General features: G+C 57.0%; 23 protein-coding genes. 9 read left to right on the forward strand and 14 right to left on the reverse strand.

Going from position 1 to position 23354, the window contains the following annotated elements:
• The first annotated feature begins 43 nt into the window (after positions 1-43).
• A complete protein-coding gene (locus RYB66_RS20660; protein WP_004665954.1) occupies positions 44-2038 on the forward strand; it encodes a polysaccharide biosynthesis protein in 1995 nt (664 codons plus the stop codon).
• 159 nt (positions 2039-2197) lie between these two features.
• Positions 2198-2545 carry a ComEA family DNA-binding protein gene (locus RYB66_RS20665; protein WP_002554556.1) on the forward strand — a complete coding sequence of 116 codons (348 nt, stop codon included), beginning with the start codon at positions 2198-2200 and terminating at the stop codon, positions 2543-2545.
• Between the two features lie 104 nt (positions 2546-2649).
• Here the strand turns inward: RYB66_RS20665 and RYB66_RS20670 are convergent, their stop codons facing one another.
• A complete protein-coding gene (locus tag RYB66_RS20670; RefSeq protein WP_004657326.1) occupies positions 2650-3219 on the reverse strand; it encodes a TetR/AcrR family transcriptional regulator in 570 nt (189 codons plus the stop codon).
• Positions 3220-3662: 443 nt separating this feature from the next.
• On the opposite strand from RYB66_RS20670, the gene RYB66_RS20675 reads away from it, so the two are divergent.
• A complete protein-coding gene (locus RYB66_RS20675; protein WP_005782569.1) occupies positions 3663-4940 on the forward strand; it encodes an aromatic amino acid transport family protein in 1278 nt (425 codons plus the stop codon).
• 72 nt (positions 4941-5012) lie between these two features.
• Here RYB66_RS20675 and RYB66_RS20680 read toward each other — a convergent pair whose 3' ends face one another.
• The 3 genes from RYB66_RS20680 to RYB66_RS20690 all read right to left on the reverse strand — a co-directional run bounded on the left by RYB66_RS20680 (position 5013) and on the right by RYB66_RS20690 (position 6227).
• Positions 5013-5219, reverse strand: a complete 207-nt coding sequence (locus tag RYB66_RS20680) for a hypothetical protein (RefSeq protein WP_002554553.1) — start codon at positions 5217-5219, stop codon at positions 5013-5015.
• A gap of 123 nt (positions 5220-5342) precedes the next feature.
• Entirely contained in the window at positions 5343-5825 is a 483-nt protein-coding gene (locus RYB66_RS20685) for a transcription elongation factor GreAB (RefSeq protein ID WP_316883797.1), read from the reverse strand.
• A gap of 3 nt (positions 5826-5828) precedes the next feature.
• Positions 5829-6227: a hypothetical protein gene (locus RYB66_RS20690; protein ID WP_004667822.1), complete on the reverse strand. Its 399-nt coding sequence runs from the start codon at positions 6225-6227 to the stop codon at positions 5829-5831.
• Positions 6228-6377: 150 nt separating this feature from the next.
• On the opposite strand from RYB66_RS20690, the gene earP reads away from it, so the two are divergent.
• Positions 6378-7514, forward strand: a complete 1137-nt coding sequence (earP, locus tag RYB66_RS20695; RefSeq protein ID WP_316895332.1) for an elongation factor P maturation arginine rhamnosyltransferase EarP — start codon at positions 6378-6380, stop codon at positions 7512-7514.
• A gap of 99 nt (positions 7515-7613) precedes the next feature.
• Positions 7614-8183 (forward strand): elongation factor P, encoded by a 570-nt coding sequence (locus tag RYB66_RS20700; RefSeq protein WP_005744690.1) that lies wholly within the window; start codon positions 7614-7616, stop codon positions 8181-8183.
• A gap of 91 nt (positions 8184-8274) precedes the next feature.
• Here RYB66_RS20700 and RYB66_RS20705 read toward each other — a convergent pair whose 3' ends face one another.
• The 3 genes from RYB66_RS20705 to RYB66_RS20715 all read right to left on the reverse strand — a co-directional run bounded on the left by RYB66_RS20705 (position 8275) and on the right by RYB66_RS20715 (position 10468).
• Positions 8275-9294: an alpha/beta hydrolase gene (locus tag RYB66_RS20705; RefSeq protein WP_005781734.1), complete on the reverse strand. Its 1020-nt coding sequence runs from the start codon at positions 9292-9294 to the stop codon at positions 8275-8277.
• A 40-nt stretch (positions 9295-9334) separates the two neighbouring features.
• Positions 9335-9754, reverse strand: coding sequence for an organic hydroperoxide resistance protein (locus RYB66_RS20710; RefSeq protein ID WP_004657344.1), 420 nt, complete (start codon positions 9752-9754; stop codon positions 9335-9337).
• A 240-nt stretch (positions 9755-9994) separates the two neighbouring features.
• Positions 9995-10468: a MarR family winged helix-turn-helix transcriptional regulator gene (locus RYB66_RS20715; protein ID WP_002554546.1), complete on the reverse strand. Its 474-nt coding sequence runs from the start codon at positions 10466-10468 to the stop codon at positions 9995-9997.
• Positions 10469-10657: 189 nt separating this feature from the next.
• Between RYB66_RS20715 and RYB66_RS20720 the strand changes: the two genes are divergently transcribed.
• A complete protein-coding gene (locus tag RYB66_RS20720) occupies positions 10658-11404 on the forward strand; it encodes a sulfite exporter TauE/SafE family protein (protein ID WP_039847302.1) in 747 nt (248 codons plus the stop codon).
• Here RYB66_RS20720 and RYB66_RS20725 read toward each other — a convergent pair.
• The 3 genes from RYB66_RS20725 to RYB66_RS20735 all read right to left on the reverse strand — a co-directional run bounded on the left by RYB66_RS20725 (position 11394) and on the right by RYB66_RS20735 (position 14498).
• Entirely contained in the window at positions 11394-12248 is an 855-nt protein-coding gene (locus RYB66_RS20725; RefSeq protein WP_029240944.1) for a LysR substrate-binding domain-containing protein, read from the reverse strand. The genes RYB66_RS20720 and RYB66_RS20725 overlap by 11 nt on opposite strands.
• An 85-nt stretch (positions 12249-12333) precedes the next feature.
• Complete coding sequence (locus RYB66_RS20730; RefSeq protein ID WP_005744686.1) at positions 12334-13371, reverse strand: glycosyltransferase family 4 protein; 1038 nt, start codon at positions 13369-13371, stop codon at positions 12334-12336.
• Complete coding sequence (locus tag RYB66_RS20735) at positions 13368-14498, reverse strand: hypothetical protein (RefSeq protein ID WP_016981417.1); 1131 nt, start codon at positions 14496-14498, stop codon at positions 13368-13370. The genes RYB66_RS20730 and RYB66_RS20735 overlap by 4 nt, the downstream gene beginning before the upstream one ends.
• 460 nt (positions 14499-14958) lie before the next feature.
• On the opposite strand from RYB66_RS20735, the gene RYB66_RS20740 reads away from it, so the two are divergent.
• Positions 14959-15192, forward strand: coding sequence for a DUF1127 domain-containing protein (locus RYB66_RS20740; protein WP_005744682.1), 234 nt, complete (start codon positions 14959-14961; stop codon positions 15190-15192).
• Positions 15193-15210: 18 nt separating this feature from the next.
• Here RYB66_RS20740 and RYB66_RS20745 read toward each other — a convergent pair whose 3' ends face one another.
• Positions 15211-16557, reverse strand: coding sequence for a class II 3-deoxy-7-phosphoheptulonate synthase (locus tag RYB66_RS20745; protein WP_010194185.1), 1347 nt, complete (start codon positions 16555-16557; stop codon positions 15211-15213).
• A gap of 171 nt (positions 16558-16728) precedes the next feature.
• On the opposite strand from RYB66_RS20745, the gene RYB66_RS20750 reads away from it, so the two are divergent.
• Positions 16729-17490: a spermidine synthase gene (locus RYB66_RS20750; protein WP_002554539.1), complete on the forward strand. Its 762-nt coding sequence runs from the start codon at positions 16729-16731 to the stop codon at positions 17488-17490.
• Between the two features lie 421 nt (positions 17491-17911).
• Positions 17912-19624 (forward strand): DEAD/DEAH box helicase, encoded by a 1713-nt coding sequence (locus RYB66_RS20755; RefSeq protein WP_011169210.1) that lies wholly within the window; start codon positions 17912-17914, stop codon positions 19622-19624.
• A 104-nt stretch (positions 19625-19728) separates the two neighbouring features.
• On the opposite strand, the gene RYB66_RS20760 is transcribed toward RYB66_RS20755, so the two are convergent.
• The 3 genes from RYB66_RS20760 to RYB66_RS20770 all read right to left on the reverse strand — a co-directional run bounded on the left by RYB66_RS20760 (position 19729) and on the right by RYB66_RS20770 (position 23187).
• The gene (locus RYB66_RS20760) at positions 19729-20496 is read right to left on the reverse strand and encodes a class III extradiol ring-cleavage dioxygenase (RefSeq protein ID WP_316895334.1); all 768 of its coding nucleotides are present in this window, start codon (positions 20494-20496) and stop codon (positions 19729-19731) included.
• A 324-nt stretch (positions 20497-20820) separates the two neighbouring features.
• Positions 20821-21708: a protease HtpX gene (gene htpX / locus RYB66_RS20765; protein WP_002554536.1), complete on the reverse strand. Its 888-nt coding sequence runs from the start codon at positions 21706-21708 to the stop codon at positions 20821-20823.
• A gap of 267 nt (positions 21709-21975) precedes the next feature.
• On the reverse strand, positions 21976-23187 hold the full coding sequence (locus RYB66_RS20770) for a pyridoxal phosphate-dependent aminotransferase (protein WP_004657364.1): 1212 nt from the start codon (positions 23185-23187) through the stop codon (positions 21976-21978).
• Positions 23188-23354 lie beyond the last annotated feature (167 nt).

Raw genomic sequence — 23354 nt, forward strand, 5'->3', positions numbered from 1 at the left:
GGTGATGGTTCAGCCGGTATCATAACGGAGCATTAAACAATTGATGAGCAGGTTGCGGGCCAGTTTGCTGGCTCTACCACGCCGCAAAAAGCGAATAATTCAGGTCGCTGCTGACGTTCTTCTTGTCTGGCTCGCGCTGTGGATGTCGTTTGTCGTGCGCTTGGGAATTGATGAGTTGATCAATCCTCTGGAAAAACATACCTGGCTTTTCATCAGTGCGCCGCTGGCTGCTATCCCATTGTTCATTCGTTTTGGCATGTACCGCGCGGTGATGCGCTATTTCGGTAACGACGCCCTGATTGCGATCATCAAGGCCGTCACGATGTCCTCTCTGATCCTCGGTTGCATGGTCTACGTTTACAGCAATCACCAGCAATTGGTGCCGCGCTCGGTCATCTTCAACTACTGGTGGCTGAGCATGGTGATGATCGGCGGCCTGCGCCTGGCCATGCGGCAGTATTTTCTCGGCGACTGGTTCGCCGCAGCGCAACACGTACCCTTTGCCAAGAGTGACAACGGTCTGCAGAAGGTCGCCATTTACGGCGCTGGCGCGGCAGGAAACCAATTGGTTGCTGCCTTGCGCATGGGACGCCTTATGCATCCGGTGGCGTTCATTGACGATGACGAGTCGATTTCCAATCGGGTGATTTCCGGCCTTCAGGTCTACAAGCCCCGAAATATCCAGCGAATGATAGATTCCACTGGTGCTCAGGAAATCCTGTTGGCGATCCCGTCTTCATCGCGCGGGCGTCGCCGGGAAATTCTGGGCTTTCTGGAAGGCTTTCCGCTCCACGTACGAAGCGTTCCCGGCTTCATGGACCTTGCCGCCGGCAGGGTCAAGGTAGACGATCTTCAGGAAGTCGATATCGCGGACCTTCTGGGACGCGATGCAGTTCCGGCCCGGGACAACCTGCTTGAGCACTGCATAAAGGGCAAAACGGTGCTGGTAACCGGCGCAGGCGGCTCGATCGGCTCAGAGTTGTGCCGACAGATATTACTGTTGCAGCCCACCCAGTTGCTGTTGCTCGACCACAGCGAGTTCAACCTCTACAGCATTCTTACCGAGCTTGAGCAGCGAGCGGCTCGCGAGTCTCTCTCGGTCAAGTTGCTGCCCATACTCGGGTCGGTACGCAATCACCCCAAGCTGCTGTCGATCATGAAAACCTGGAAGGTCGACACGGTCTATCACGCTGCAGCCTACAAGCATGTCCCTATGGTCGAGCACAATATTGCCGAGGGAGTCATCAATAACGTCGTCGGTACGCTCAATACCGCACAGGCGGCGTTGCAGGCGGGTGTTTCCAACTTCGTTCTGATTTCCACCGACAAGGCAGTGCGCCCGACCAACGTGATGGGCAGCACCAAGCGCCTTGCCGAACTGATACTGCAGGCGCTGAGTCGCGAGACCGCGCCGGTGATATTCGGTGACAAGGCCAACGTTTATCAGGTCAACAAGACGCGCTTCACAATGGTTCGTTTCGGCAATGTGCTCGGGTCGTCCGGTTCGGTTATTCCGCTGTTTCACAAGCAGATCCAGTCAGGCGGACCGTTGACGGTGACGCATCCCAAGATCACCCGTTACTTCATGACCATCCCCGAGGCCGCGCAGCTGGTCATTCAGGCGGGTTCCATGGGGCATGGTGGGGATGTGTTCGTTCTGGACATGGGCGAGCCGGTCAAGATTGTCGAACTGGCCGAGAAAATGATCCACCTGTCCGGTCTGTCCATTCGCTCCGAGAAAAACCCGCAGGGAGATATCTCCATCGAATTCACCGGGCTGCGTCCTGGTGAAAAGCTCTATGAAGAGCTGTTGATCGGGGACAACGTCGTTGCCACCGAGCACCCGATGATCATGAGTGCGAATGAAGATTTCCTGCAGTGGGATGTCTTGAAGGGCCGTCTTGTAAAACTGCTGGATGCGGTGGACCGCGACGATTACAACAGCGTGCGTCAATTACTGCGAGAAACCGTAAACGGGTATGCGCCGGAAGGTGAAATCGTTGACTGGATGTATCAAGAGCGCAGCGGCGAACCGTGATTTGATCAACGATTACCGAGTGCCCGGCAACGGCAGACATACGTTGATTGATCTGGACATAGACAGCAACGCTCGACTTCTTTTCCAGGCGGCAGCAGTGCTCTAAGTTTCAGGCACAGCATGTGAAATGCTGCCTTTAACTGTTATGGAGCCTTATCTATGCGAACCCGTATCTTCAGTGCTTTGATCTTTGCCTTGCTTACCAGTGCCTCGGTTGCGGTCAACGCCACTGCGGCACCGTCTTCCTCCGCCGTGTCGCCCGCCACCATGGAAAACGCAGCGCCTGCTGCCGTTCACGAGCAACGTAACGATAAGGTCAATCTCAATACCGCTGATGCGCAAATGCTTCAGAAAGAACTGGCGGGTATAGGAAAAAACAAGGCCGATGCCATCGTTGCTTACCGGGACGCCAATGGCGAGTTTACCTCCGTCGATGAATTGATCGAAGTAAAGGGCATTGGCAAGGCTATTCTGGAGAGGAATCGCGAGAAGCTGGCAATTGATTAACTCTTGCTCTATCCACTAAACAGACAGGCCGATCGATGATCGGCCTGTCTGTTTATGCACGCTTTATCGAGAACGGATCTTGATAACGTTCTGCTTTCGATAAGTCAGTTGGCGCTCTTCTTTATCTCCTGTTTGAGATAGTCCCGGGTCGTGTCCAGAATGCGCTGCGACAATTCTTCGTTAAAAGCACTGCGGGCGAGTACCACGCCGCCTACCAGGGTAGACAGTACTGGCAGGCTCTTGGATTCAGTACCCGTCTGCGACAGAGACTGATCGAACAGTTCCAGCAAGTGAAGAATGATTTTATCCGTCGTCGCGCTGGGCTGGTCGCGCTGACCCAGTTCCAGGCACATGGTCGGCAGCGGACAGCCGCCGTCTGGTGGATCGCGACTGTCCAAAGAGAGGTAGAGATCAATGAATTCACTGAGCGAGTCCTGTCTGGCGAAAACGTCGCTGGTGATTCCTTTTACATTGTCGAGGGCGTGACTCAGTGCCTGTTCAACAAGATCATCCTTGGATTTGAAATGCGCGTAGAAACCGCCATGGGTCAAGCCTAGTGCCTTCATCAAAGGTTGTAAGCCCGTAGCACCAATGCCGTCGCGACGAAAGCGCATGGACGCTTCCTTGACGATACGTTGATGGGTTTGGGCCTTATGATCGAGCGCGTAACGCATGCGCTGAGTCTCCAGAGATGGGCCAATGTGTAACAGCATTTATACATGGATAGATGAATCGATGCAGCAGGCTTTCAATCGTGATGAGAACTTGTACCGGAATCAAGTGAAAGAACGCCTGTCTGCTTATCCAGCTAATGAGTGAGGCTGGCTGAAAAACGCAAACTGTTCCCGCGCAGAATGCAGGCACGGGTGCTCACTGAGCGCGCTGTCCTGTAAAACCACGACGTCGTCGACAAGAGGTCGATCATTCGCCAGCCCTTTATGCAGAAGGCGTGCACGGGTTTACCTGCCTACAGTCCGGAAATTGTTGTCCTACAAGCCTTTGACTTCTGGCGTTAATCCCGGAGAATCTCGCCCGCTGTTTTCGAGGGGAGCGCTGAACTGCCGGCTTTTTCGACGCGCTGCCCTTTTTGATAAACCGGCCACGGAGAGTCGACCGGATGAATGATCAGGCTAACGGCGTCGTAGAACGCCTGGATGTAGCTCCCGAGAGCATCGCCTCTTGGAACCGTAATGACACCACCTGGATGCTCGGACTGTTCGGTACTGCCATTGGCGCAGGTACGCTGTTCCTGCCCATCAATGCAGGCATCGGTGGTTTTTGGCCACTGATGGCGCTGGCGCTGCTGGCGTTTCCCATGACGTTCTATGCTCACCGCGGGCTGACCCGTTTCGTATTGTCCGGGCGTGAAGGGGCCGATATCACTGAAGTGGTCGAGCAGCATTTCGGCAAAAGCGCCGGCGCGATGATCACCTTGCTGTATTTTTTTGCGATCTTTCCGATCCTGTTGATCTACAGCGTGGCCCTCACCAATACCGTGGGCAGTTTTCTTGAGCATCAGTTGCACATAGCGCCGCCGCCACGCGCAGCGCTGGCGTTCGTGCTGATCATGGGCCTGCTGGCCGTGGTGCGTTGTGGCGAGCGGATCATCGTCAAGGCCATGAGCCTGATGGTTTACCCGTTCATCGTCGCACTGCTGTTTCTGGCGGTATTCCTGATTCCGCACTGGACTGGTGGCATCCTGAGTACCGCGACCACCTTTCCCGAGCCTTCGGCGTTCCTGCCTACTTTGTGGCTGGCCATTCCGGTAATGGTGTTTTCTTTCAACCACACGCCGATCATCTCGGCGTTTGCCGTTGATCAAAAACGTCAGTATGGAGAAAACGCCGAGGTACGCAGTTCGCAGATACTGGCCCGTGCCCACGGTTTGATGGTGGTGATGGTGCTGTTTTTCGTGTTCAGCTGCGTATTGACGCTGTCGCCAGCCCAATTGGCTGAGGCCAAAGCACAGAACATTTCGATCCTCTCCTACCTGGCCAACCACTTCAACAACCCGACCATCGCCTTCGTGGCACCGCTGATTGCGTTCGTGGCTATTTCCAAGTCGTTTCTCGGCCACTACATCGGTGCAAGCGAGGGCCTGAAAGGGCTGGTTCTGAAAACCGGGCGTCGTCCTGCACCAAAGGCTCTGGATCGTCTGACAGCAGTCTTCATGCTGGTGGTGTGCTGGCTGGTCGCAACGCTGAACCCGAGCATTCTGGGCATGATCGAGACCCTGGGCGGGCCGGTGATTTCAGCTCTGCTGTTCCTGATGCCGATGTACGCTATCTACAAGGTGCCAGCCATGCGCAAATATGCAGGTGCATGGTCGAACTACTTTGTGGTGGCCGCCGGTGTGGTGGCGATCTCTGCACTGATCTTTTCGCTGACACGCTGAACCCGGCAGACATAACCCAGAAAGCTGCGCCGATATACCGGCGCAGCCTTTGGCCAGGTTCTGCAATCAGGGTCAATCCACAGGTTCGGGATACAACGGCCTGGACAAATGCATGATGCTGGCATAGTCATAGACGTACTGGCGTCCCGCATGGCTGGTGGAACGCAGTTGGTCGATCAACTGTCGCTCTTTCTTGTTCAAGTATCTCAACGCCGGATCTTGACTGGACTTCAGGCGATCACGTTCATGGGCGTCAGGGAAAGCGATGACGTTCGTCATGAAAAATCTCCTTGGGTTTTAGTCCTTGTTTGCTTTGATGTTGCCCCGGTTGCGGTGGTGATTGCGACGCTTCACCTTACCCACAAAAACTTGGTGCAATCAACCCTGCAGATGCCGGGTGTGTCACATCGTTTGTGTGATCTCATAGGATTGTCCGCTGCCGTTGATGACAATCTGTACGGCATCGTCTTCGAATTTTCCCAGCAAGCTCTGCCCCAGCGGTGCCTTGGCAGTGATGACCGTGACCAGTTGTTCACCTGCGCTGACCTTCAGGCCAGCAGCATCAGGGCCGAGAAACAGGTATTGCGTCTGACCGCCCAAGGCTTCGACAGCGATCAGATCACCGGTCTGAATGCCGCGTGATTCATCGAATGGCTTGAGCGACCATTTCCGATACGCCGCCAGCGACTGGCGAATCTCCTCGACACGTCGTGCCTGGCCTGCTGCCAGATACGATGCTTCCAGTCCCAGCGTGTCGTATTTGTTCTCGGCAATGTTCTCTTCGTGGGTTGCCGTTTCGTAGGCGGTCTGTGCCGCCCGTTGCGCGATGTCCAGATCGATTTCCAGCTTGTCGATGATCAATTGCAGCACGTCCTGCTTGTTCATGGTTTATCCGCAGTACTGATTGATGCTGGCGCGACTTTTTTCGCTCGGCGCAGTGCGGTCCTGTTGTATCCAGAAATCACACTTGGAACGGTTGAAGGTGCGCTGTTGTTGTTCCTGAGCCTGTTCACGGGCCTGACGGGCCTCGCTTTCACGCAGGCTTTGCTCGTATTTGCGGAACATTTCAGTCTCCGGGCCGGACGGCGCGGCAGTTTTTTGCGCAGGCGGGGCGGTGAGCTGGGCGGCGGCGTTTTCCAACGCCTGGGTTTGCGCCGGGGGCAGGCTTTTGTAATACAGCAGGGCGGTCAGAAACACCGCCATTGCGCCCAGCCAGATACCCAGCGCAATGCAGACAATCAATTTCAACGACACGTACAGGTCGCGACGGCGGGTAGTGGATGACATGGCTGAACTCCTTGCAGGGCAACAGATGCGATTGTGCCATGCCTGATGGCCGGGCATGAAAACTGTGCTGTCCAGTGGCATCAGGCTGGTGGCAACGGGGCGTTCTGAACGACAATCAACGTTTTTGCCATCCAGCCTCAGGGAGCCACGATGAAAGTCTCGTGGGACATTTTTTGCAGCGTAGTCGACAACTACGGTGATGCCGGCGTGACCTGGCGTCTGGCACGCCAGCTGGTTGCCGAGCAGGGTCTGCATGTGCGTTTATGGATCGACGACCTGTCGGCTTTCGTTCGCTTGTGTCCCGACGCTGATCCTCAGGCTCTGCAGCAATGGCAAGAGGGCGTGAGGGTGTGCCAATGGCCCGCTGAATGGGTAAACAGCGATATTCCTGACGTGGTCATCGAGGCCTTTGCCTGCCGCCTGCCGACGCCCTATACCGAATCGATGCTGCAGCGTTCGCCAAGGCCGCTGTGGTTGAACCTTGAGTACCTCAGCGCCGAAGACTGGGTCTCGGGTTGCCACGGTTTGCCTTCGCCACAGTTGAACGGTTTGAAGAAGTTCTTTTTCTTTCCCGGTTTTTCCGACGCCACGGGTGGCCTGCTGCGCGAAAGAAACCTGATCGAACAGCGCCATCGATTTCAGCAAGACAAGGCCGCGAGGCAAGGTTTCTTGCAGGGGTTGGGTGTCGAGCCGTTGCCTGATGCCCGCTTGATCTCGGTATTTGCCTATGAAAATCCCGGGCTGGGCAGCTGGCTTGACGCGCTGGCCAGCGACACTCGGCCGAATCACCTGCTGGTGCCGGAGGGACGCATTCTCGCCGATCTGCGGCGCTGGCTGGGCGTCGACGATGAGTTACACGCAGGTTTCATGCAGGTAAGGGGAGGGCTGACGGTTCAGGTGTTACCGTTCATCCGCCAGGAGCGCTACGACCAACTGCTGTGGAGCTGCGATTTCAACGTCGTGCGTGGCGAAGATTCATTCGTCCGTGCGCAATGGGCGGGGCGGCCGATGCTCTGGCACATCTATCAGCAGGAAGACGACGCGCACCTGCCCAAGCTTGATGCGTTTTTAGCGCTCTACCTGGCGGATCTTGCGCCTGAGGCAGCGCATGCTGTGAATCAGTTCTGGCAGAACTGGAATATCGGCAGCGACCTGGGCGAAAGCTGGCTGGCACTCACCGAACACTGGGCTGAAATTGAAAAGCACGCCGGGCACTGGTGCCTGCAACCAGCCGCACAGACTGATCTTGCCACGGCGCTGGTGCAGTTTTATGGAAATTCGCTATGATACGCGGCCTTGATACAAGACTCTGTACGAAAAAGGCCTGCGCAGGCTGTTTCTCGTACAGAGCCTTTGGTTAATTCCATCCAAATTCGGATATATGCAATGAAAACTGGTAAAGAGCTGAAACCCGGTACCGTGATCCGTCTCGAAAAAGATCCTTGGCTGGTTCAGAAAGCTGAATTCACCAAATCCGGTCGTAACAGCGCAATCATGAAGACCAAGCTGAAAAACCTGCTGACCGGTTACAAGACCGAGATCGTTTACAGCGCCGACGACAAGCTGGACGATGTGATCCTCGATCGCAAGGAAGCCACTCTGTCTTTCATCAGCGGTGACACCTACACGTTCATGGACACCACTGACTACACCATGTACGAGCTGAACGCCGAAGACATCGAAAGCGTTCTGCCTTTCGTCGAAGAAGGCATGACCGACGTTTGTGAAGCCGTATTCTTCGAAGACCGTCTGGTTTCCGTAGAACTGCCGACCACTATCGTGCGTCAGGTCGACTACACCGAAGGCTCCGCTCGTGGCGACACGTCGGGCAAGGTCATGAAGCCTGCCAAACTGAAAAACGGTACCGAGCTGAGCGTTGCTGACTTCATCGAAATCGGCGACATGATCGAGATCGATACCCGTGAAGGCGGTTCCTACAAAGGTCGTGCGAAGTAAGCATGGTTTTGTAACCCCGTTACGCAAAAAACCCGCATTGCTGCGGGTTTTTTTACGGCTGAAGTTTGAGCCCCTGCCGTTATTTCGGGCGCTATTTCAGGTGTTCTTTCAACTCCTGAGACGCCTGCAGGATGGCTGAGCGAACAGCCGGGACCTGGCTGACCACGTTGAGCAGACCGTAGTCATGGATCATGCCGTTGTAACGTACCGCCGTGACCGGCACGCCCGCCTGGTCCAGCTTGCGCGCATAGGCTTCGCCTTCATCACGCAGCACGTCGGCACTGGCGGTCTGAATCAGCGCCGGTGGCAGACCTTTCAGTTGCTCGGTGGTGGCGCGCAGCGGCGAGGCGTAGATCTCGTTGCGTTGCGCGGCATCGGTGGTGTAGTTGTCCCAGAACCACTTCATCATGTTACGGGTCAGGAAGTGGCCTTCGGCGTATTGGTTGTATGAATCGTTATCAAAGTTGGCGTCAGTCACCGGCCACAGAAGCACCTGATACCTGAGCGCCGGAGTGCCTTTTTCTTTGGCCATCAGTGCAACGACCGCTGCCATGTTGCCGCCCACGCTGTTACCCGCCACAGCCAGGCGCTTACCGTCGACGTTGATTTCCTTGCCGTGCTCAGCTACCCATCTGGTTGCTGCGTAAGCCTGGTTGATCGCCGTCGGATAATGCGCTTCGGGTGAAGGCGTGTAATTGACGAACACCGCTACCGCGCCCGAGCCGACGACCAGGTCGCGGACCAGTCGCTCGTGGGTCTGGAAATCACCCAGTACCCAGCCGCCGCCGTGGAAGAACATGAAAACCGGCAAGGTCCCTTTTACGCCAGCAGGGCGCACGATATTCAGGCTGATCGGCTGGCCATCGACGTTGATGGTCTTTTCGCTGACATCGGCTTTGGGCAGCGTCAGTTTGACCCCTGCCTGTGCTCCTACCAGCACGGCCCTGGCATCTTTCGGCGACAACTGCTCAATGGGCTTGCCAGTGCCCGAATTCAAGGCATCGAGAAAAGCCTGAGTGTTGTGCTCGATGGCGGGATCGCCTGCGGCAAACGCGCTGCCGATGGACAGTGCGAGAAGCGTACCCGTCATGACTTTGCTGAAGGTCTTCATGTTCGTTCCCTTGCTCATGTTCGTATCTATGGCCGGTGGGTTAGACGGTTACATGCAGGCGCACATCGACGTTGCCGCGTGTGGCGTTGGAATAAGGGCAGACCACGTGAGCGGCATCGACCAGTTGCTGAGCGTCGGCTTGTTCAAGGCCGGGCAGGCTGACATGCAGGTCGATGTCCAGACCGAAACCACCAGGAATCTGGCCAATCCCTACGTGGGCGGTGATCGAGGCGTCTGCCGGGATGCTGCGTTTGCTCTGACCGGCGACAAATTTCAGGGCACCGATGAAGCAGGCCGAATAACCGGCAGCGAACAGTTGCTCCGGGTTGGTGGCTGCGCCGCCAGCACCGCCAAGCTCTTTCGGAGTGGCGAGTTTGACGTCGAGAATCTTGTCGTTGGATACGGCACGACCATCACGGCCGCCTGTGGCGGTTGCAACTGCGGTGTAAAGAGTGTCCATGATTTTTCCTCGTTCGGTAGGTTTCATTGCGCAAAATACTTGCGCGCTAAATAAGTGCAGGGCAAAGGTAGTCCAAGGATAGTTAGCGCGCAAGCTAAATTTTGCGAAAAGTCGAAAGAGGTTTTTTCCGGAGGAGGAAAGCTACCAGGGCGGGCAGCTGTAAATCTTGCCAGCCCCTTGATGTGCGGGGCTTTGGCGAGACGAGCAACAGGTCAGTCCGGGTGGGCGTGACCCTTTGTCTTAAAGGCTCTGGTGCAGATGGTCACGCAAGTCCAGCAACTGTGTCTGCAGGTCACGAAGCCTTTCCATGTTCAGGCCGCTCGCCGACAGAATACAGCCGGGTATGCTCAGTGCCTGGTGTTGCAGTGCACGACCTTGTTCAGTCAGGTGCAGCAATACCACGCGTTCGTCCTCCTTGCTGCGGGTGCGGCTGATAAAGCCCTCGCCCTCAAGACGCTTGAGCAAAGGTGTCAGAGAACCCGGATCGGTGAGCAGGCGCGTGCTGACATCACCTACGGTAAGGCCGTCTTTTTCCCACAGCACCATCATTGCCAGATACTGCGGATAGGTCAGCCCAAGCGCCTGCAGCAGCGGTTTGTAAACCTTGGTCATCATCAATGAGGTGGAATACAGGGCGAAGCACAATTGGTTATCCAGCAGCAGCGAATCGCAATCGGCAGGTGCAGCGTGGGCAGGGTTTTCTTCGGCACTCATATCAGGTCCTCAAACTCAGTCGAATGAGTTTAACTTAGTGTTGCATTCTTTAATGTGCCAGATAATTTCGAGTGTGCAGGCTCAAAGCGCTGACAGTTCGCGCCGCGCGCAAAAAAAACAGGTAACACCGGGTGTTGGTTGCGCGCAGGACTGCGTAGCATTTGGCCATTGACTGGGCGGGGACGTAGTGTGATTGAAATTGTGATGTTTGTGTTACTGGGTGCAGCGATGGGCACCCTGGGGGGGCTGTTCGGAATCGGTGGTGGTCTTGTGGCAATTCCCGCGCTGGGTGTGCTGTTCGGTCTGGATCAGCAGCTGGCGCAAGGGACAGCGTTGTTGATGGTGCTGCCTAACGTGTTACTCGCCTTGTGGCGCTATAACCAGCGCAACCGGATTTTGCTGCGTAATGCGTTGACGTTGATTGTTCCCAGTTTTATTTTTGCCTGGCTGACGTCGCTGCTGGCGGTGCGCGTGGATCCGCAAAGCATGCGCCTGGGCTTTGTCGGCTTTCTAGTGGTTCTGACCGTGTTCAACGTGGCGCAGATGTATTGGCGCGGCCATCAGGCCGGTAGCGGGTTGCGCCACGAAAAATGGCTATGGCTGCTGGGCGTCGGGTCCGGTATGACCGGAGGTCTGTTTGGCGTTGGCGGGGGAGTGGTGGCCACGCCAATTCTTACCAGCGTGTTTGGCACGACACAGGTTGTGGCGCAAGGGTTGGCGCTGTCCCTCGCAGCCCCTAGCACCGGGATCACGCTGGTTACCTACGCGCTGCACGATCACGTCAACTGGTCGATGGGCATTCCATTGGCCATTGGTGGTCTGGCGAGCATCAGTTGGGGTGTCAAACTGGCGCATTCGCTGCCGGAGCGAACGCTGCGCCTGATGTTCTGCGTGTTTCTGGTGCTCTGCGCAGTCATTCTCGCGCTCAAGGTTTGAAGCCGTCGATGATGTAGTCGGCCATGCATTCGGTGATGGGCGAGGGGTTTTTCGGATTGCGCAGCAGTACGATGCTGGCCGTTGGCAGCTCGGGCAATTGTTCGGCCGCGCCGATGATGCGCAAATCTGCAGTGATCAGGCTTTGAAACTGTGCAGTGACTGCCAGGCCCGCGCTGACCACTGCTGTGATTGCTGCCATGCTGGAGCTGCTGTAGGCGATGCGGTAATCACGCTCCACGCTGTCCAGTGCGTTGCATGCCCAGTCGCGACAGAAGCAGTGCGTATTGAACATCGCCAGCGGAATGGGGTTTTGCTCATGCGGAGCAAAACCGCTGGCTTCCATCCAGACCAGACGCTCATGACGCAACAGCGTACCGATCTCGGTGCCGGGCTTGCGCGTAACGATGGTCAGGTCCAGGTCATTGCGTTGTAGCAGCAGGTCGGACGGTTCGCAATGCACCTCTACCTGAACCAGCGGGTAGGCCTGCGCGAACTGCGAAAGAATGCCGGGCAGAAAGCGCATCACGTAGTCATCGGGCGAGCCGATTTTTACCACCCCGATCATGTGTGGCTCGCGCAGCGTATTGAACACCTCACTGTGCAGCTTGAGGATGCGCCGCGCATAGCCAAGTAACACTTGCCCCTCTGCCGTCAGGTTCAGGGTCCGGCCTTCACGCTGGAACAGTTGACGCTGTACGACATCCTCCTCCAGACGCTTCATTTGCATGCTGACCGCCGATTGAGTGCGGTTCACGGCTTCACCTGCGCGGGTGAAACCGCCGTGGTCGGCAATTGCCACAAAGGTACGAAGCAGCTCTGTATCGATGCCTGGATAGCTGGCCAAACCATCAATCTCCCAGATGGACTGCATAAGAAACATTCTTCAAGCTGATCTTATGCGTCAGCTCTATTTTTTGCGATGACGACTTTTAACAGGATGAGGACCGGTCAATGAGTGACTGATAGGCATGGACATAGTTTTCGGCCATTTGACGCGCTGAAAAACGCTTTTGAAACTGCTCGCGTATTCGCATGGCAGATAGCTGGCCCACCTTATGGACGGCGGCTACCGCTTCTGCTTCGTTGCGGACAACGAAGCCTGTGACTCCGTCTTCTATGACTTCCGGGACTGAGCCGGAGGGAAATGCGATCACTGGAGTACCGCACGCCATTGCCTCGATCATGACCAGACCGAAAGGCTCTGGCCAATCAATAGGAAACAAAAGTGCCAAGGCACCTGACAGGAAAGTGGTTTTTTCCTGCTCATTGATCTCACCTATGTATTCGACCAGCGGAGAATCCAATAGCGGACGTATGTCTCGTTCAAAGTAAGCGCTGTCAACGGCGTCTATCTTGGCAGCAATCTTGATGGGGATATCGCATTGTTGGGCGATGCGAATGGCCGCATCGACTTGCTTCACAGGCGTGATTCGTCCCAGAAAAGCAAGGTATGTCCTTTCCACTTGCCGGGGTGTATGGAGTTGTAGCGGCAAGCCGTGATACACCGTGCCCACCCAGTTGGCGGCTGGCAGATCATTGCGTTGAGCGTTGGAAATCGAAATAAGCGGCATGTCTGCAAAGGTGTTGAACACCGGTTTGAGTGCGGGCAGATCGACTCGACCATGCAAGGTGGTAACAAACGGTGTGGGCTGGCGGCTGAACAGGGAGAAGGGGTAGAAGTCCAGGTGGAAGTGAATAATGTCGAACTCCTGCGCACGACGCCTCACGCGTTCCATCATGACCAGGTGCGGGCTGATGACGTCGAAGCTTCCGTAATCGAGCCTCAGAGCGGCGGGCCAGACTGCATCAAGCTCTGCAGACGTCAATGAGTCGCCGCTGGCGAACAACGTCACTTGGTGGCCTAGTTCAACAAGTGCCTCAGTGAGGTAGGACACCACTCGCTCCGTACCTCCGTAGCGTTGAGGCGGGACCGCCTCGAACAAAGGGGCAACCTGGGCAATTTTCATAAGCGATCTCCGTTTTCGGGTACGTTTATCCATTCCCTGATTTTTTGAGCGGCCACTGCGTCACCTCCGCTGCCGAAGCGTTCGATCAGCCGAGAAGTCTTGCCGCCTGTGCACTGGCGCATGCGGGCAACTGCAACTGCCATTTTTTCATTGAGAACGGCACTTCGCTCAATGTCTCCCAGTGTTGAAATTGCCTCGTCGATGCTAGCCAGACAGGTTTGTGTGGATGTTGTGTAATCAATGTTGACGCCCAGCGTTTCCCAGCCTAGCTCCGCGTCAACCATACCGGCGTTGCGCAGATGAGCCAGCTGAAGGCCTTGCGTATTGTTGACCGGCGGCAGCCATATGACCGGTGTTTGCATAACAGCCGATTCGTAGATGTTGCCCAAGCCAGGTGTACAAACTGCAAATTGGCAGTCATGCATCATCCGGGCGACCTCCGTAAGGGGGTAAGTGCTGGCATCGTCTGATGCCAGTGCTTCTGCGATTGTTTGGCTGGTGGCGATGTGAAGCTTCACCCCCTGATCGAGTGCTGCACGCAAGGCGAGCGTAATCGCGCGGGCAAAGTCGATAAGCATCGCCTCATCGGTATAAGGGTTCTTAAGTCCGCCCAGATTAAGCAGGACAACGTTGGACTGGCTATTTCGAGGTGCGTACCTGGCTCGGGATGTAATGGGCGGGACGACAAAGTGATTTTTTGATTTTATGCCCGCCAGGCGTTCAACTACGCCTATAAAGTTCTGGGCAATATAAAGCAAGCGAGGGCGGTGAATAAGTTCTTCGATGCGGGGCCAGCGTGTTTCTGCTTGCCAGCACCAGGTCAAGGCATCATAAAAAACAACGCGTTTACCTAAGGACAGTGATCGAATTGCTATGTCGAGATCCATGGCTGTTACAACGATATCGACATCAGAGATTAATTTATCCCAGTCTCTCGGGCTGCTTCCGGTCATGTCATGGATTTTTCGATAGGGAAGGTGCTTTTGCAGATCCAGTGAGTGCCCTTCACCCGCGTAGGCATGGCAGCCGCTGCCTATAAAGTAAGGTGCAATGGCGGCAATTGCCGCAGAGGGACCGAATCCAAACGGTTCGGCGTTGAATAAAATGCGATTGGCTTCCATGCCCATGTGTTTCTCCAGAACGCCACATATTACCGATGCACGTCTTCTCGTTTAGGGGGCGTCTCTTAGCACCCTCAGTGGTTAGCTATTATCTTCAATGGACGGGTGTCAGCCGTTTTTATAATGGGCATTGGTATAATGGTTTTTATAGTAGTTACCCAAGAAGCTGTTTTCAGAATTCTAGAACGTTCACGGGGCCTGTCAATTGAAACGCTAGTCTATTCTGTAATAACGAAAGCGTTTGGCTTGCTGTAAGGTTGCTGCATGTCTGGCTTGGGTTTTTATATATTGGTTATCTGTCTGTCGGGGCAAGTGGGCACTTAAATAATTATCGACTGCCGGTGTGAGCGGCAGCACATTTGGGTCGATCAATACATCAATTTCAAAGATGTATTGCATAAGAAACATTCGTTGGATTGATCTTGGGTCAGGCGCGAGACTTTAGTCATCTCACACGGAGGGCAAGATGATGAATGGTCAAAAAGAGTGTGTATTGATCGCAAGGGCTGCCGGGCATGCTCAGCCTGGCAAGGCATTGGTGTGGTTGAAGCATCACTTGCAGCGCTGGCTGGAGCTGCATCGTCAGCGCCGCTATCTGGCGCAGATGAGTGATGACACGCTTAAGGACCTGGGGCTGAGCAGGGCCGACATTCAGCAGGAAGCCGAGCGTCCGTTTTGGGATGACCCGCTCAAGCGCTGAGCGGGCGGTTTGCTCTGCTTAGCGCCTGACCTGCTTCAGGGTTTCGGCAATCAGGAACGCCAGCTCCAGTGACTGATCGGCGTTCATGCGCGGGTCGCAGTGGGTGTGGTAGCGATCCGAAAGGCCATCTTCGGTGATGGGGCGGGCGCCGCCGATGCATTCGGTGACGTTTTGCCCGGTCATTTCGATATGGATGCCTCCGGCATAAGTGCCTTCAGCCTGATGCACCTGAAAGAACTGCTTCACTTCGCCGAGGATCTGCGCAAAGTCGCGGGTTTTGTAGCCGCTGCTGGCCTTGATGGTGTTGCCATGCATCGGATCGGAGCTCCACAGCACTTTGCGGCCTTCGCGCTCAACCGCACGAATCAGCTGTGGCAGGTGATCGCCGACCTTGTTGGCACCCATCCGCGCGATCAGGTTGAGACGGCCCGGATCGTTGTCCGGGTTAAGGATGTCGATCAGGCGAATCAGGTCGTCAGTGTTCATGCTCGGGCCGACCTTGACGCCGATCGGGTTGTTCACCCCACGCAGGAATTCGACATGCGCGCCATCCAGTTGCCGGGTACGGTCGCCGATCCACAGCATGTGTGCCGAGCAATCGTAGTAATCATTGGTCAGGCTGTCGCGCCGCACGAAGGCTTCTTCGTAATTGAGCAGCAACGCCTCGTGGGCGGTGAAAAAGCTGGTTTCACGCAGTTGCGGCGAGCTGTCCATGCCGCAGGCGCGCATGAAAGCGAGCGTTTCATCGATGCGTCCGGCCAGCTGGCTGTATTTTTCGGCCAGCGCCGAGTTGGCGATGAAGTCCAGATTCCACTTGTGTACCTGATGCAGGTCGGCAAACCCGCCCTGTGCGAAGGCGCGCAGCAGGTTCAGGGTGGCGGTGGACTGGTTATAGGCCTGCAGCAGGCGCTCCGGGTCCGGCACACGGCTTTTCTCGTCGAAACCGATACCGTTGACGATGTCACCGCGATACGCCGGGAGCGTTACGCCATCGACGATTTCGTCGTTTGCCGAGCGAGGCTTGGCAAATTGTCCGGCCATGCGTCCGACCTTCACCACCGGGCAGCCGGCGGCGAAGGTCATGACGATGGCCATCTGCAGCAGCACCTTGAACGTGTCGCGAATCTTGGCAGCGGAAAACTCCATGAAGCTTTCCGCGCAGTCGCCGCCCTGCAGCAGGAATGCGCGACCCTGGGTTACTTCGGCAAACTGGCGGCGCAACTCTCGTGCTTCGCCGGCAAACACCAGCGGCGGATAGCTGGCCAGGGTCTGTTCGACCTTCAACAGATGCGCGGCATCAGGGTAGTGAGGTTGCTGCTGAATCGGCAGTGCCCGCCAGCTGTCGGGGCTCCAGGGTTGGCTCATTATTGGCTCTAGGGTTGTGCAATCGGGTCCGCATGTTAGCAGTTCGCTGTTGCTCTGCCAGCGTAGGGCAGACCACCGGGACGGCATCACGCCCGGCAATGTGTGACAAAGCCGCGCGCTTGCCCGACAATTCGCGTTTTGCGCTCGGCGCAGCGATGACCAGGAACGGTAATGACGGAAGAGCGTGAGCGCGTAGAACGAATTCTGGCCGAGGTCCACGACGACTTCGGCATGATCCGCGTGCTGGAAGTAGAGGATTATCGCTTTCTGGAGTTTGGCGAGGCCATCGAGCAGAGCTGCACGTTTACGGCTGACCCGAGCTGGCTGGAATACGACTACACCCGCGCGATGCTGATCGGCGCACTGTGTCACGATGCGCCGGACAGCGCGCTGTTTCTAGGGCTGGGTGCGGGTACCCTGACCCAGGCCTGCATGAAGTTCCTGCCGCTTGAAGACGTGGAAGTCATCGAGCTGCGCCCTGATGTGCCGCGCCTGGCCATGGAGTTCATGGGGCTCGATGACGACCCGCGTCTGTATATCCGCATCGGCGATGCGCTGGAGTTGCTGGACAGCGCAGAGCCTGCCGACCTGATCTTTGTCGACCTGTACACCGATGTCGGGCCGGGCGTCGGGCATTTGGCCTGGAATTTTTTGCAGGGCTGCCAGCAACGCCTCAATCCCGGTGGCTGGCTGATCATCAACCAGTGGGCCACCGACGACGGTAAACCGCTGGGCGCGGCCTTGCTGCGGGGTTTGTACCACCGTCATTACTGGGAGCTGCCGGTAAAGGAGGGCAACGTCATTCTGATTGTGCCTGCCGACCTCGATCAGACGCTGGATATCGAGGCATTGAGTTCGCGTGCCGAGGCACTTGCGCCGCATCTGGGGTACTCGCTGGAGTCGTTGATCAGGGCGGTCCGTTCCGCGACTTGAGCGGGCGAGGCATGTGCTGGCTGGTCTGAAATCAGGGGTGAGACAATTCGCCACACCCCGCAGGTCGGGATACCGGCCATCCGCAAGAGCAGATTAAACGTTTAAGCGGCAACGCCCGCAATCTCGGGCCCGCGCCCTTGTCGGCCAGCCCTCTGCCCGGACCAAGGGGCTTGGGTTGCTCAAGGATGGCGCAATGTTTCGCAAAAAAAGACTCACTAAGGTGCATATTTCCGGTATAGTGCGCGCCGGCCTTAACAGGGCCCTCGTCAAGGTATTGCAGTACCCCGAAGCCAGCTTCGGTTGCTTGTTCGCACAACGGACTAGCCTGGACGATCCATTCATCAAACGTTTTCGCAAATCCCCGCCGACAAAGCAGCCAGGGTGACCTCAAGGTCGTACACGGCACGCGCAGCTTTGAAGCATGGGTCTTTGCGGATGCACTAGAGGCAGACCCATGACCCAGGAAATCGGCGGCTTCGCCGCTCTCGAACTTCATCCAAATATCGTTGCAGCAGTCGTCGCCACTGGCTACGAAGAGCCTTCGGCCATTCAGCAGCAATCGATCCCGATTATTCTCGCCGGTCACGACATGATTGGTCAGGCGCAAACCGGTACGGGTAAAACCGCCGCGTTCGCACTGCCTATCCTGCATCGCATCGACCCGAGCAAGCGCGAGCCGCAAGCACTGATCCTGGCCCCGACCCGCGAACTGGCACTTCAGGTTGCCACCGCGTTCGAGACCTACGCCAAACAAATGCCGGGCGTGACCGTTGTAGCGGTCTACGGCGGCGCGCCAATGGGCCCGCAGCTCAAGGCCATCCGCAACGGCGCACAAATCGTTGTCGCCACCCCGGGCCGTCTCTGCGACCACCTGCGTCGTGACGAGAAAGTCCTGGCAACCGTGAACCATCTGGTTCTCGATGAAGCGGACGAAATGCTCAAGCTGGGCTTCATGGACGACCTCGAAGTCATCTTCAAGGCCATGCCTGAAACCCGCCAGACCGTACTGTTCTCGGCAACGCTGCCACAGTCGATCCGTGCCATCGCCGAGCGCCATCTGCGCGATCCGAAGCACGTCAAGATCCAGACCAAGACCCAGACCGTAACCGCGATCGAGCAGGCTCACCTGCTGGTTCACGCTGACCAGAAGACCTCCGCTGTACTGAGCCTGCTGGAAGTCGAAGACTTCGACGCCCTGATCATGTTCGTCCGCACCAAGCAGGCGACCCTGGACCTGGCAAGCGCCCTTGAAGCCAAAGGCTACAAGGCTGCTGCACTGAACGGTGACATCGCTCAGAACCAGCGCGAGCGCGTTATCGATTCCCTCAAGGATGGCCGTCTGGACATCGTTGTAGCGACCGACGTTGCTGCCCGTGGTCTTGACGTTCCGCGTATCACCCACGTATTCAACGTGGACATGCCTTACGATCCAGAGTCCTACGTTCACCGTATCGGCCGTACCGGTCGTGCCGGTCGCGAAGGTCGTGCACTGCTGCTGGTAACTCCTCGCGAGCGCCGTATGCTGCAGGTGATCGAGCGTGTAACCGGTCAGAAGGTTGCTGAAGTCCGCCTGCCGGATGCCCAGGCCGTTCTGGATGCCCGCATCAAGAAACTGACCAACAGCCTGTCGCCACTGGTTGCCGATGCCGAATCGACTCATGGCGATCTGCTGGATCGTCTGACTGCCGACATCGGTTGCAGCCCTCGTGCCCTTGCTGCTGCGCTGTTGCGCAAGGCTACCAACGGTCAGGCTCTGACCCTGGCAGCTATCGAGCGCGAGCGCCCGCTGGTTCCGAACAACGCCCCTCGCGGTGATCGTCCAGAGCGTAGCGGCAGCAGCGATCGCGGTGATCGTCCTGAGCGTGAGCGTCGTGCGCCGGTCCCGCTTGCCGAAGGCCGTGCTCGTTGCCGTACCGCGCTGGGTGCGCGTGATGGTATCGCTGCCAAGAACCTGCTGGGTGCCATCCTCAACGAAGGCGGCCTGGCCCGCGAAGCTATCGGCCGCATCCAGGTGCGTGACAGCTTCAGCCTGGTCGAGCTGCCGGAAGATGGTCTTGAGCGTCTGCTGACCAAGCTCAAGGACACCCGTGTTGCTGGCAAGCAGCTCAAGCTGCGTCGCTATCGCGAAGATTGATCGGCTTCTGAGCTGATAGGTCAATAAAAAATCCCCGACTGGTTCGGGGATTTTTTTGTGCTGAATTTAGGATTCAGGATTCAGGCGGGAAGGCGTTTTCGGTATCAGCCGAACCGATAGATGTCCATTCCGAGCGCACCCATGGTGAAGCCTTGATGGGCAACACTGAATGCTCCGCCTGCGCCCCGTGCGAAATACAGCGGCAGCAAATGCTCGTCACTCGGGTGCGCTCGCACCGCATGAGGAGCAAGACTGCGGTAGTGGTGCAGTGCGGCTTCATCGTCGTTTTGCAGCTTGTCGATCATCCAGTCACGAAACGTCGCAGCCCATGGCTCTGTGCTTCCAGGGCCGGCGTTCCAGTCCAGATCGCGCAGGTTATGCGTGATACTACCGGAGCCGATAATCAATACACCCTGTGCGCGCAGGCTGGCCAGCGCGCGGCCCACCCGTGTCTGTAGCTCGGGGCCCTGGCGGCTGGGCAGGGAGACCTGCACCACCGGAATATCGGCGTTCGGGTACATCAACGACAAAGGCACCCAGACACCATGGTCGAACGGTCGTCTGCTGTCGATGCGTGCGGGCAGACCGCTGGCGGCCAGCAACTCGACTATCGTGCGGCTCAGCTCAGGCAGACCTGGCGCCGGGTACTGCACCGCAAACAGTTCAGCCGCAAAGCCGCCGAAATCATGCCAGGTCTCGGGTTGTGGATTGCCGTTGACGATCAGTTCGTGGCTTTCCCAGTGTGCAGACACCACTACGATGGCGCGAGGCCTGGGCAGGCTGGCGGCCAATCGCATCAGGGCGGGGCCACTCTCGCCGGGCTCCAGCGCGAGCATGGGAGAGCCATGGGAAATAAACAGGCTTGGGAACATTTACAGCTCCAGAATATGGGAATGCCCCATAGTCGGTCATTCTCATGATCTAAATCTAATATAAGTTCTGGCGCTTTTTGATCTAATTTTCAGGAGGTTTCATGCAGGCGGAGTTTTGGCTGCAGCGTTGGAAGGCAGGGTAGATTGGCTTTCATCAGGCGCAGGTCAATCGGGACCTGGGACAACACGATATTGGTCATTGCGCAGCCTTTTACGACCGTGCCGCCTTTCCTGCCGTGCCATGCACTCAGGACCGGACGCAGAGCGTCCATAACGGCGTGCCGACGCAGAGCGCCGGCACGATAGTCATCTCGAAACCCTGAATCACCCGCGGCGGCGCAGCGCCTCGATACGTTGCTCCAGCGGCGGGTGGCTCATGAACAGCCCTGCCAGGCCTTTCTTCAGGCCGGCGTTGATGCCGAACGCCGTCAGGCTGTCAGGCATGTTCACCGGTACGCCCTGCTCGGAACGCAGGCGTTGCAGCGCACCGATCATCGCGTCCGTACCGGCCAGTCGAGCCCCTGCGTCGTCAGCGCGGAATTCGCGTTTGCGCGAGAACCACATGACGATGGCGCTGGCCAGAAAGCCCAATACCAGCTCGGCGAAAATCGTCGTGATGTAGTAGGCAATACCCTGACCGTTCTCGCTCTTGAAGATCACCTTGTCGACGAAGTTACCGATGATGCGGGCAAAGAACATCACGAACGTGTTCACCACACCCTGCACCAGCGCCAGTGTGACCATGTCGCCGTTGGCAACGTGGCCGATTTCGTGCGCCAGTACAGCTTTTACCTCATCCGGCGAGAACCGCTCGAGCAGGCCCTGGCTTACCGCAACCAGTGCGTCGTTCTTGTTCCAGCCCGTGGCGAAAGCGTTGGCTTCATACGCCGGGAAAATACCGACTTCCGGCATCTTGATACCCGCATCGCGGGACAGTTGTTCAACGGTCTGCAGCAACCATTGCTCATGGCGGGTACGAGGCTGACTGATGATCTGAGTACCGGTACTCATTTTCGCCATCCACTTGGAGATGAACAGCGAGAACAACGAGCCCGCGAAACCGAACACAGCGCAGAAAACCAGCAGCTGATTGAGGTTCAGATCAACCCCGTTGGCCGCCATGAACCCATTGAAGCCAAAAAGGCTCAGGGTGATGCTGGCAATCAGCACGACCGCAAGGTTAGTGGCCAAAAACAGCAAAATGCGCATCATGGTCGAAACGTTCTCCTCAGGTAAATATGTAACTCGATGCCGGGTATATAAGGTGATGCCCGCTGCTATTCAACAGAGGGACTATTTCAAACTGTGTCCTCTTCACGCAATCGATGGTAATCCCGCAAAGCTGAACGGCGCCTGAGCCAGAGTGGTCGATGCCTGAGGGGGTGAGGGCAGGGCGGTGATGCTGTTTTGGCAGGTCACAAATAAACTGCCCCGAACAGGTCGGGGCAGGGATGCGGCGCGAGAGGGGACGATGTCTGTTTACTGACGATAACCTTTCAGGAAGTTACCGATGCGGCCAATGGCCTGCTCCAGTTCGTCGACACGTGGCAGTGTCACGACGCGGAAGTGATCAGGGTACGGCCAGTTGAACGCGGTGCCCTGAACCACCAGCAGTTTTTCAGAAAGCAGCAGGTCGAGGACGAATTTTTCGTCGTTGAAGATCGGGCACACCTTCGGGTCGATGCGCGGGAATGCATACAGCGCGCCCATCGGCTTGACGCAGCTGACGCCGGGAATATCGTTGAGCAGCTCCCAGGTGCGGTTGCGTTGCTCCAACAGACGGCCTGGCGGCAGGATCAGGTCGTTGATGCTCTGATAGCCGCCCAGCGCAGTCTGGATGGCGTGCTGGCTCGGCACGTTGGCACACAGGCGCATGTTGGCCAGGATGTCGATGCCTTCGATGTAGCTCTGTGCGTTGTGTTTCGGTCCGGAAATGGCAATCCAGCCGGAGCGGAAGCCTGCGACCCGATACGACTTGGACAGACCGTTGAAGGTCAGGCACAGCAGGTCCGGTGCCAGCGAGGCAGTGCAGATGTGCACGGCGTCGTCGTAGAGGATCTTGTCGTAGATTTCGTCGGAGAACACCACCAGATTATGCTGGCGAGCCAGCTCCAGCATGCCCAGCAATACCTCGCGGGAATACACTGCGCCGGTCGGGTTATTGGGGTTGATGATCACCATGGCCTTGGTGTTCGGCGTGATTTTGGCCTTGATGTCTTCAAGGTCTGGCCACCAGTTGGCCTGCTCGTCGCACAGATAATGCACCGGGCTGCCGCCGGACAGCGCCACTGCCGCAGTCCACAATGGGTAATCGGGTGCCGGAACCAGCACTTCGTCGCCGTTGTTGAGCAATGCTTGCATCGACATCACGATCAGCTCGGACACACCGTTGCCCAGATAGATGTCTTCGATGCCGACGCCTTCGACCTGCTTCTGCTGGTAATACTGCATCACAGCCTTGCGGGCGCTGAATAGGCCCTTGGAGTCGCTGTAGCCCTGGGCAGTCGGCAGGTTGCGGATCACGTCCTGCAGGATTTCGTCCGGCGCCTCGAAACCAAACGGTGCCGGGTTGCCGATGTTCAGCTTGAGGATGCGATGGCCTTCCTCTTCCAGGCGTTTGGCGTGCTTGAGCACCGGCCCGCGAATGTCGTAGCAGACGTTTGCGAGCTTGTTCGATTTGTTGAACTGCATGGTGATGATCCCGAAAATGGACGAGCTGTTGCCGGCTTGCAATGAAGGTCGCAGCACGTTCGCCATGAAAATGGGTTTGTATGCGACAAACGCGGGTGCCAGACTGACGTCTGACCTGGCGCAATCATACGTGCCACCTGATCTGTGGAAAAGGTACAGATCGGGGT

Source organism: Pseudomonas syringae group sp. 243L2, assembly GCF_032587875.1.
GTDB lineage: Bacteria > Pseudomonadota > Gammaproteobacteria > Pseudomonadales > Pseudomonadaceae > Aquipseudomonas > Aquipseudomonas amygdali.

What these genes read in the sequence shown, in the direction of transcription:
- RYB66_RS20660 (WP_004665954.1), top strand. Translation starts at nt 44, where the DNA reads ATGAGCAGGTTGCGGGCCAGTTTGCTGGCTCTACCACGCCGCAAAAAG.
- RYB66_RS20665 (WP_002554556.1), top strand. Translation starts at nt 2,198, where the DNA reads ATGCGAACCCGTATCTTCAGTGCTTTGATCTTTGCCTTGCTTACCAGT.
- RYB66_RS20670 (WP_004657326.1), bottom strand. Translation starts at nt 3,219, where the DNA reads ATGCGTTACGCGCTCGATCATAAGGCCCAAACCCATCAACGTATCGTC.
- RYB66_RS20675 (WP_005782569.1), top strand. Translation starts at nt 3,663, where the DNA reads ATGAATGATCAGGCTAACGGCGTCGTAGAACGCCTGGATGTAGCTCCC.
- RYB66_RS20680 (WP_002554553.1), bottom strand. Translation starts at nt 5,219, where the DNA reads ATGACGAACGTCATCGCTTTCCCTGACGCCCATGAACGTGATCGCCTG.
- RYB66_RS20685 (WP_316883797.1), bottom strand. Translation starts at nt 5,825, where the DNA reads ATGAACAAGCAGGACGTGCTGCAATTGATCATCGACAAGCTGGAAATC.
- RYB66_RS20690 (WP_004667822.1), bottom strand. Translation starts at nt 6,227, where the DNA reads ATGTCATCCACTACCCGCCGTCGCGACCTGTACGTGTCGTTGAAATTG.
- earP (WP_316895332.1), top strand. Translation starts at nt 6,378, where the DNA reads ATGAAAGTCTCGTGGGACATTTTTTGCAGCGTAGTCGACAACTACGGT.
- RYB66_RS20700 (WP_005744690.1), top strand. Translation starts at nt 7,614, where the DNA reads ATGAAAACTGGTAAAGAGCTGAAACCCGGTACCGTGATCCGTCTCGAA.
- RYB66_RS20705 (WP_005781734.1), bottom strand. Translation starts at nt 9,294, where the DNA reads ATGAAGACCTTCAGCAAAGTCATGACGGGTACGCTTCTCGCACTGTCC.
- RYB66_RS20710 (WP_004657344.1), bottom strand. Translation starts at nt 9,754, where the DNA reads ATGGACACTCTTTACACCGCAGTTGCAACCGCCACAGGCGGCCGTGAT.
- RYB66_RS20715 (WP_002554546.1), bottom strand. Translation starts at nt 10,468, where the DNA reads ATGAGTGCCGAAGAAAACCCTGCCCACGCTGCACCTGCCGATTGCGAT.
- RYB66_RS20730 (WP_005744686.1), bottom strand. Translation starts at nt 13,371, where the DNA reads ATGAAAATTGCCCAGGTTGCCCCTTTGTTCGAGGCGGTCCCGCCTCAA.
- RYB66_RS20735 (WP_016981417.1), bottom strand. Translation starts at nt 14,498, where the DNA reads ATGGGCATGGAAGCCAATCGCATTTTATTCAACGCCGAACCGTTTGGA.
- RYB66_RS20740 (WP_005744682.1), top strand. Translation starts at nt 14,959, where the DNA reads ATGATGAATGGTCAAAAAGAGTGTGTATTGATCGCAAGGGCTGCCGGG.
- RYB66_RS20745 (WP_010194185.1), bottom strand. Translation starts at nt 16,557, where the DNA reads ATGAGCCAACCCTGGAGCCCCGACAGCTGGCGGGCACTGCCGATTCAG.
- RYB66_RS20750 (WP_002554539.1), top strand. Translation starts at nt 16,729, where the DNA reads ATGACGGAAGAGCGTGAGCGCGTAGAACGAATTCTGGCCGAGGTCCAC.
- RYB66_RS20755 (WP_011169210.1), top strand. Translation starts at nt 17,912, where the DNA reads ATGGGTCTTTGCGGATGCACTAGAGGCAGACCCATGACCCAGGAAATC.
- RYB66_RS20760 (WP_316895334.1), bottom strand. Translation starts at nt 20,496, where the DNA reads ATGTTCCCAAGCCTGTTTATTTCCCATGGCTCTCCCATGCTCGCGCTG.
- htpX (WP_002554536.1), bottom strand. Translation starts at nt 21,708, where the DNA reads ATGATGCGCATTTTGCTGTTTTTGGCCACTAACCTTGCGGTCGTGCTG.
- RYB66_RS20770 (WP_004657364.1), bottom strand. Translation starts at nt 23,187, where the DNA reads ATGCAGTTCAACAAATCGAACAAGCTCGCAAACGTCTGCTACGACATT.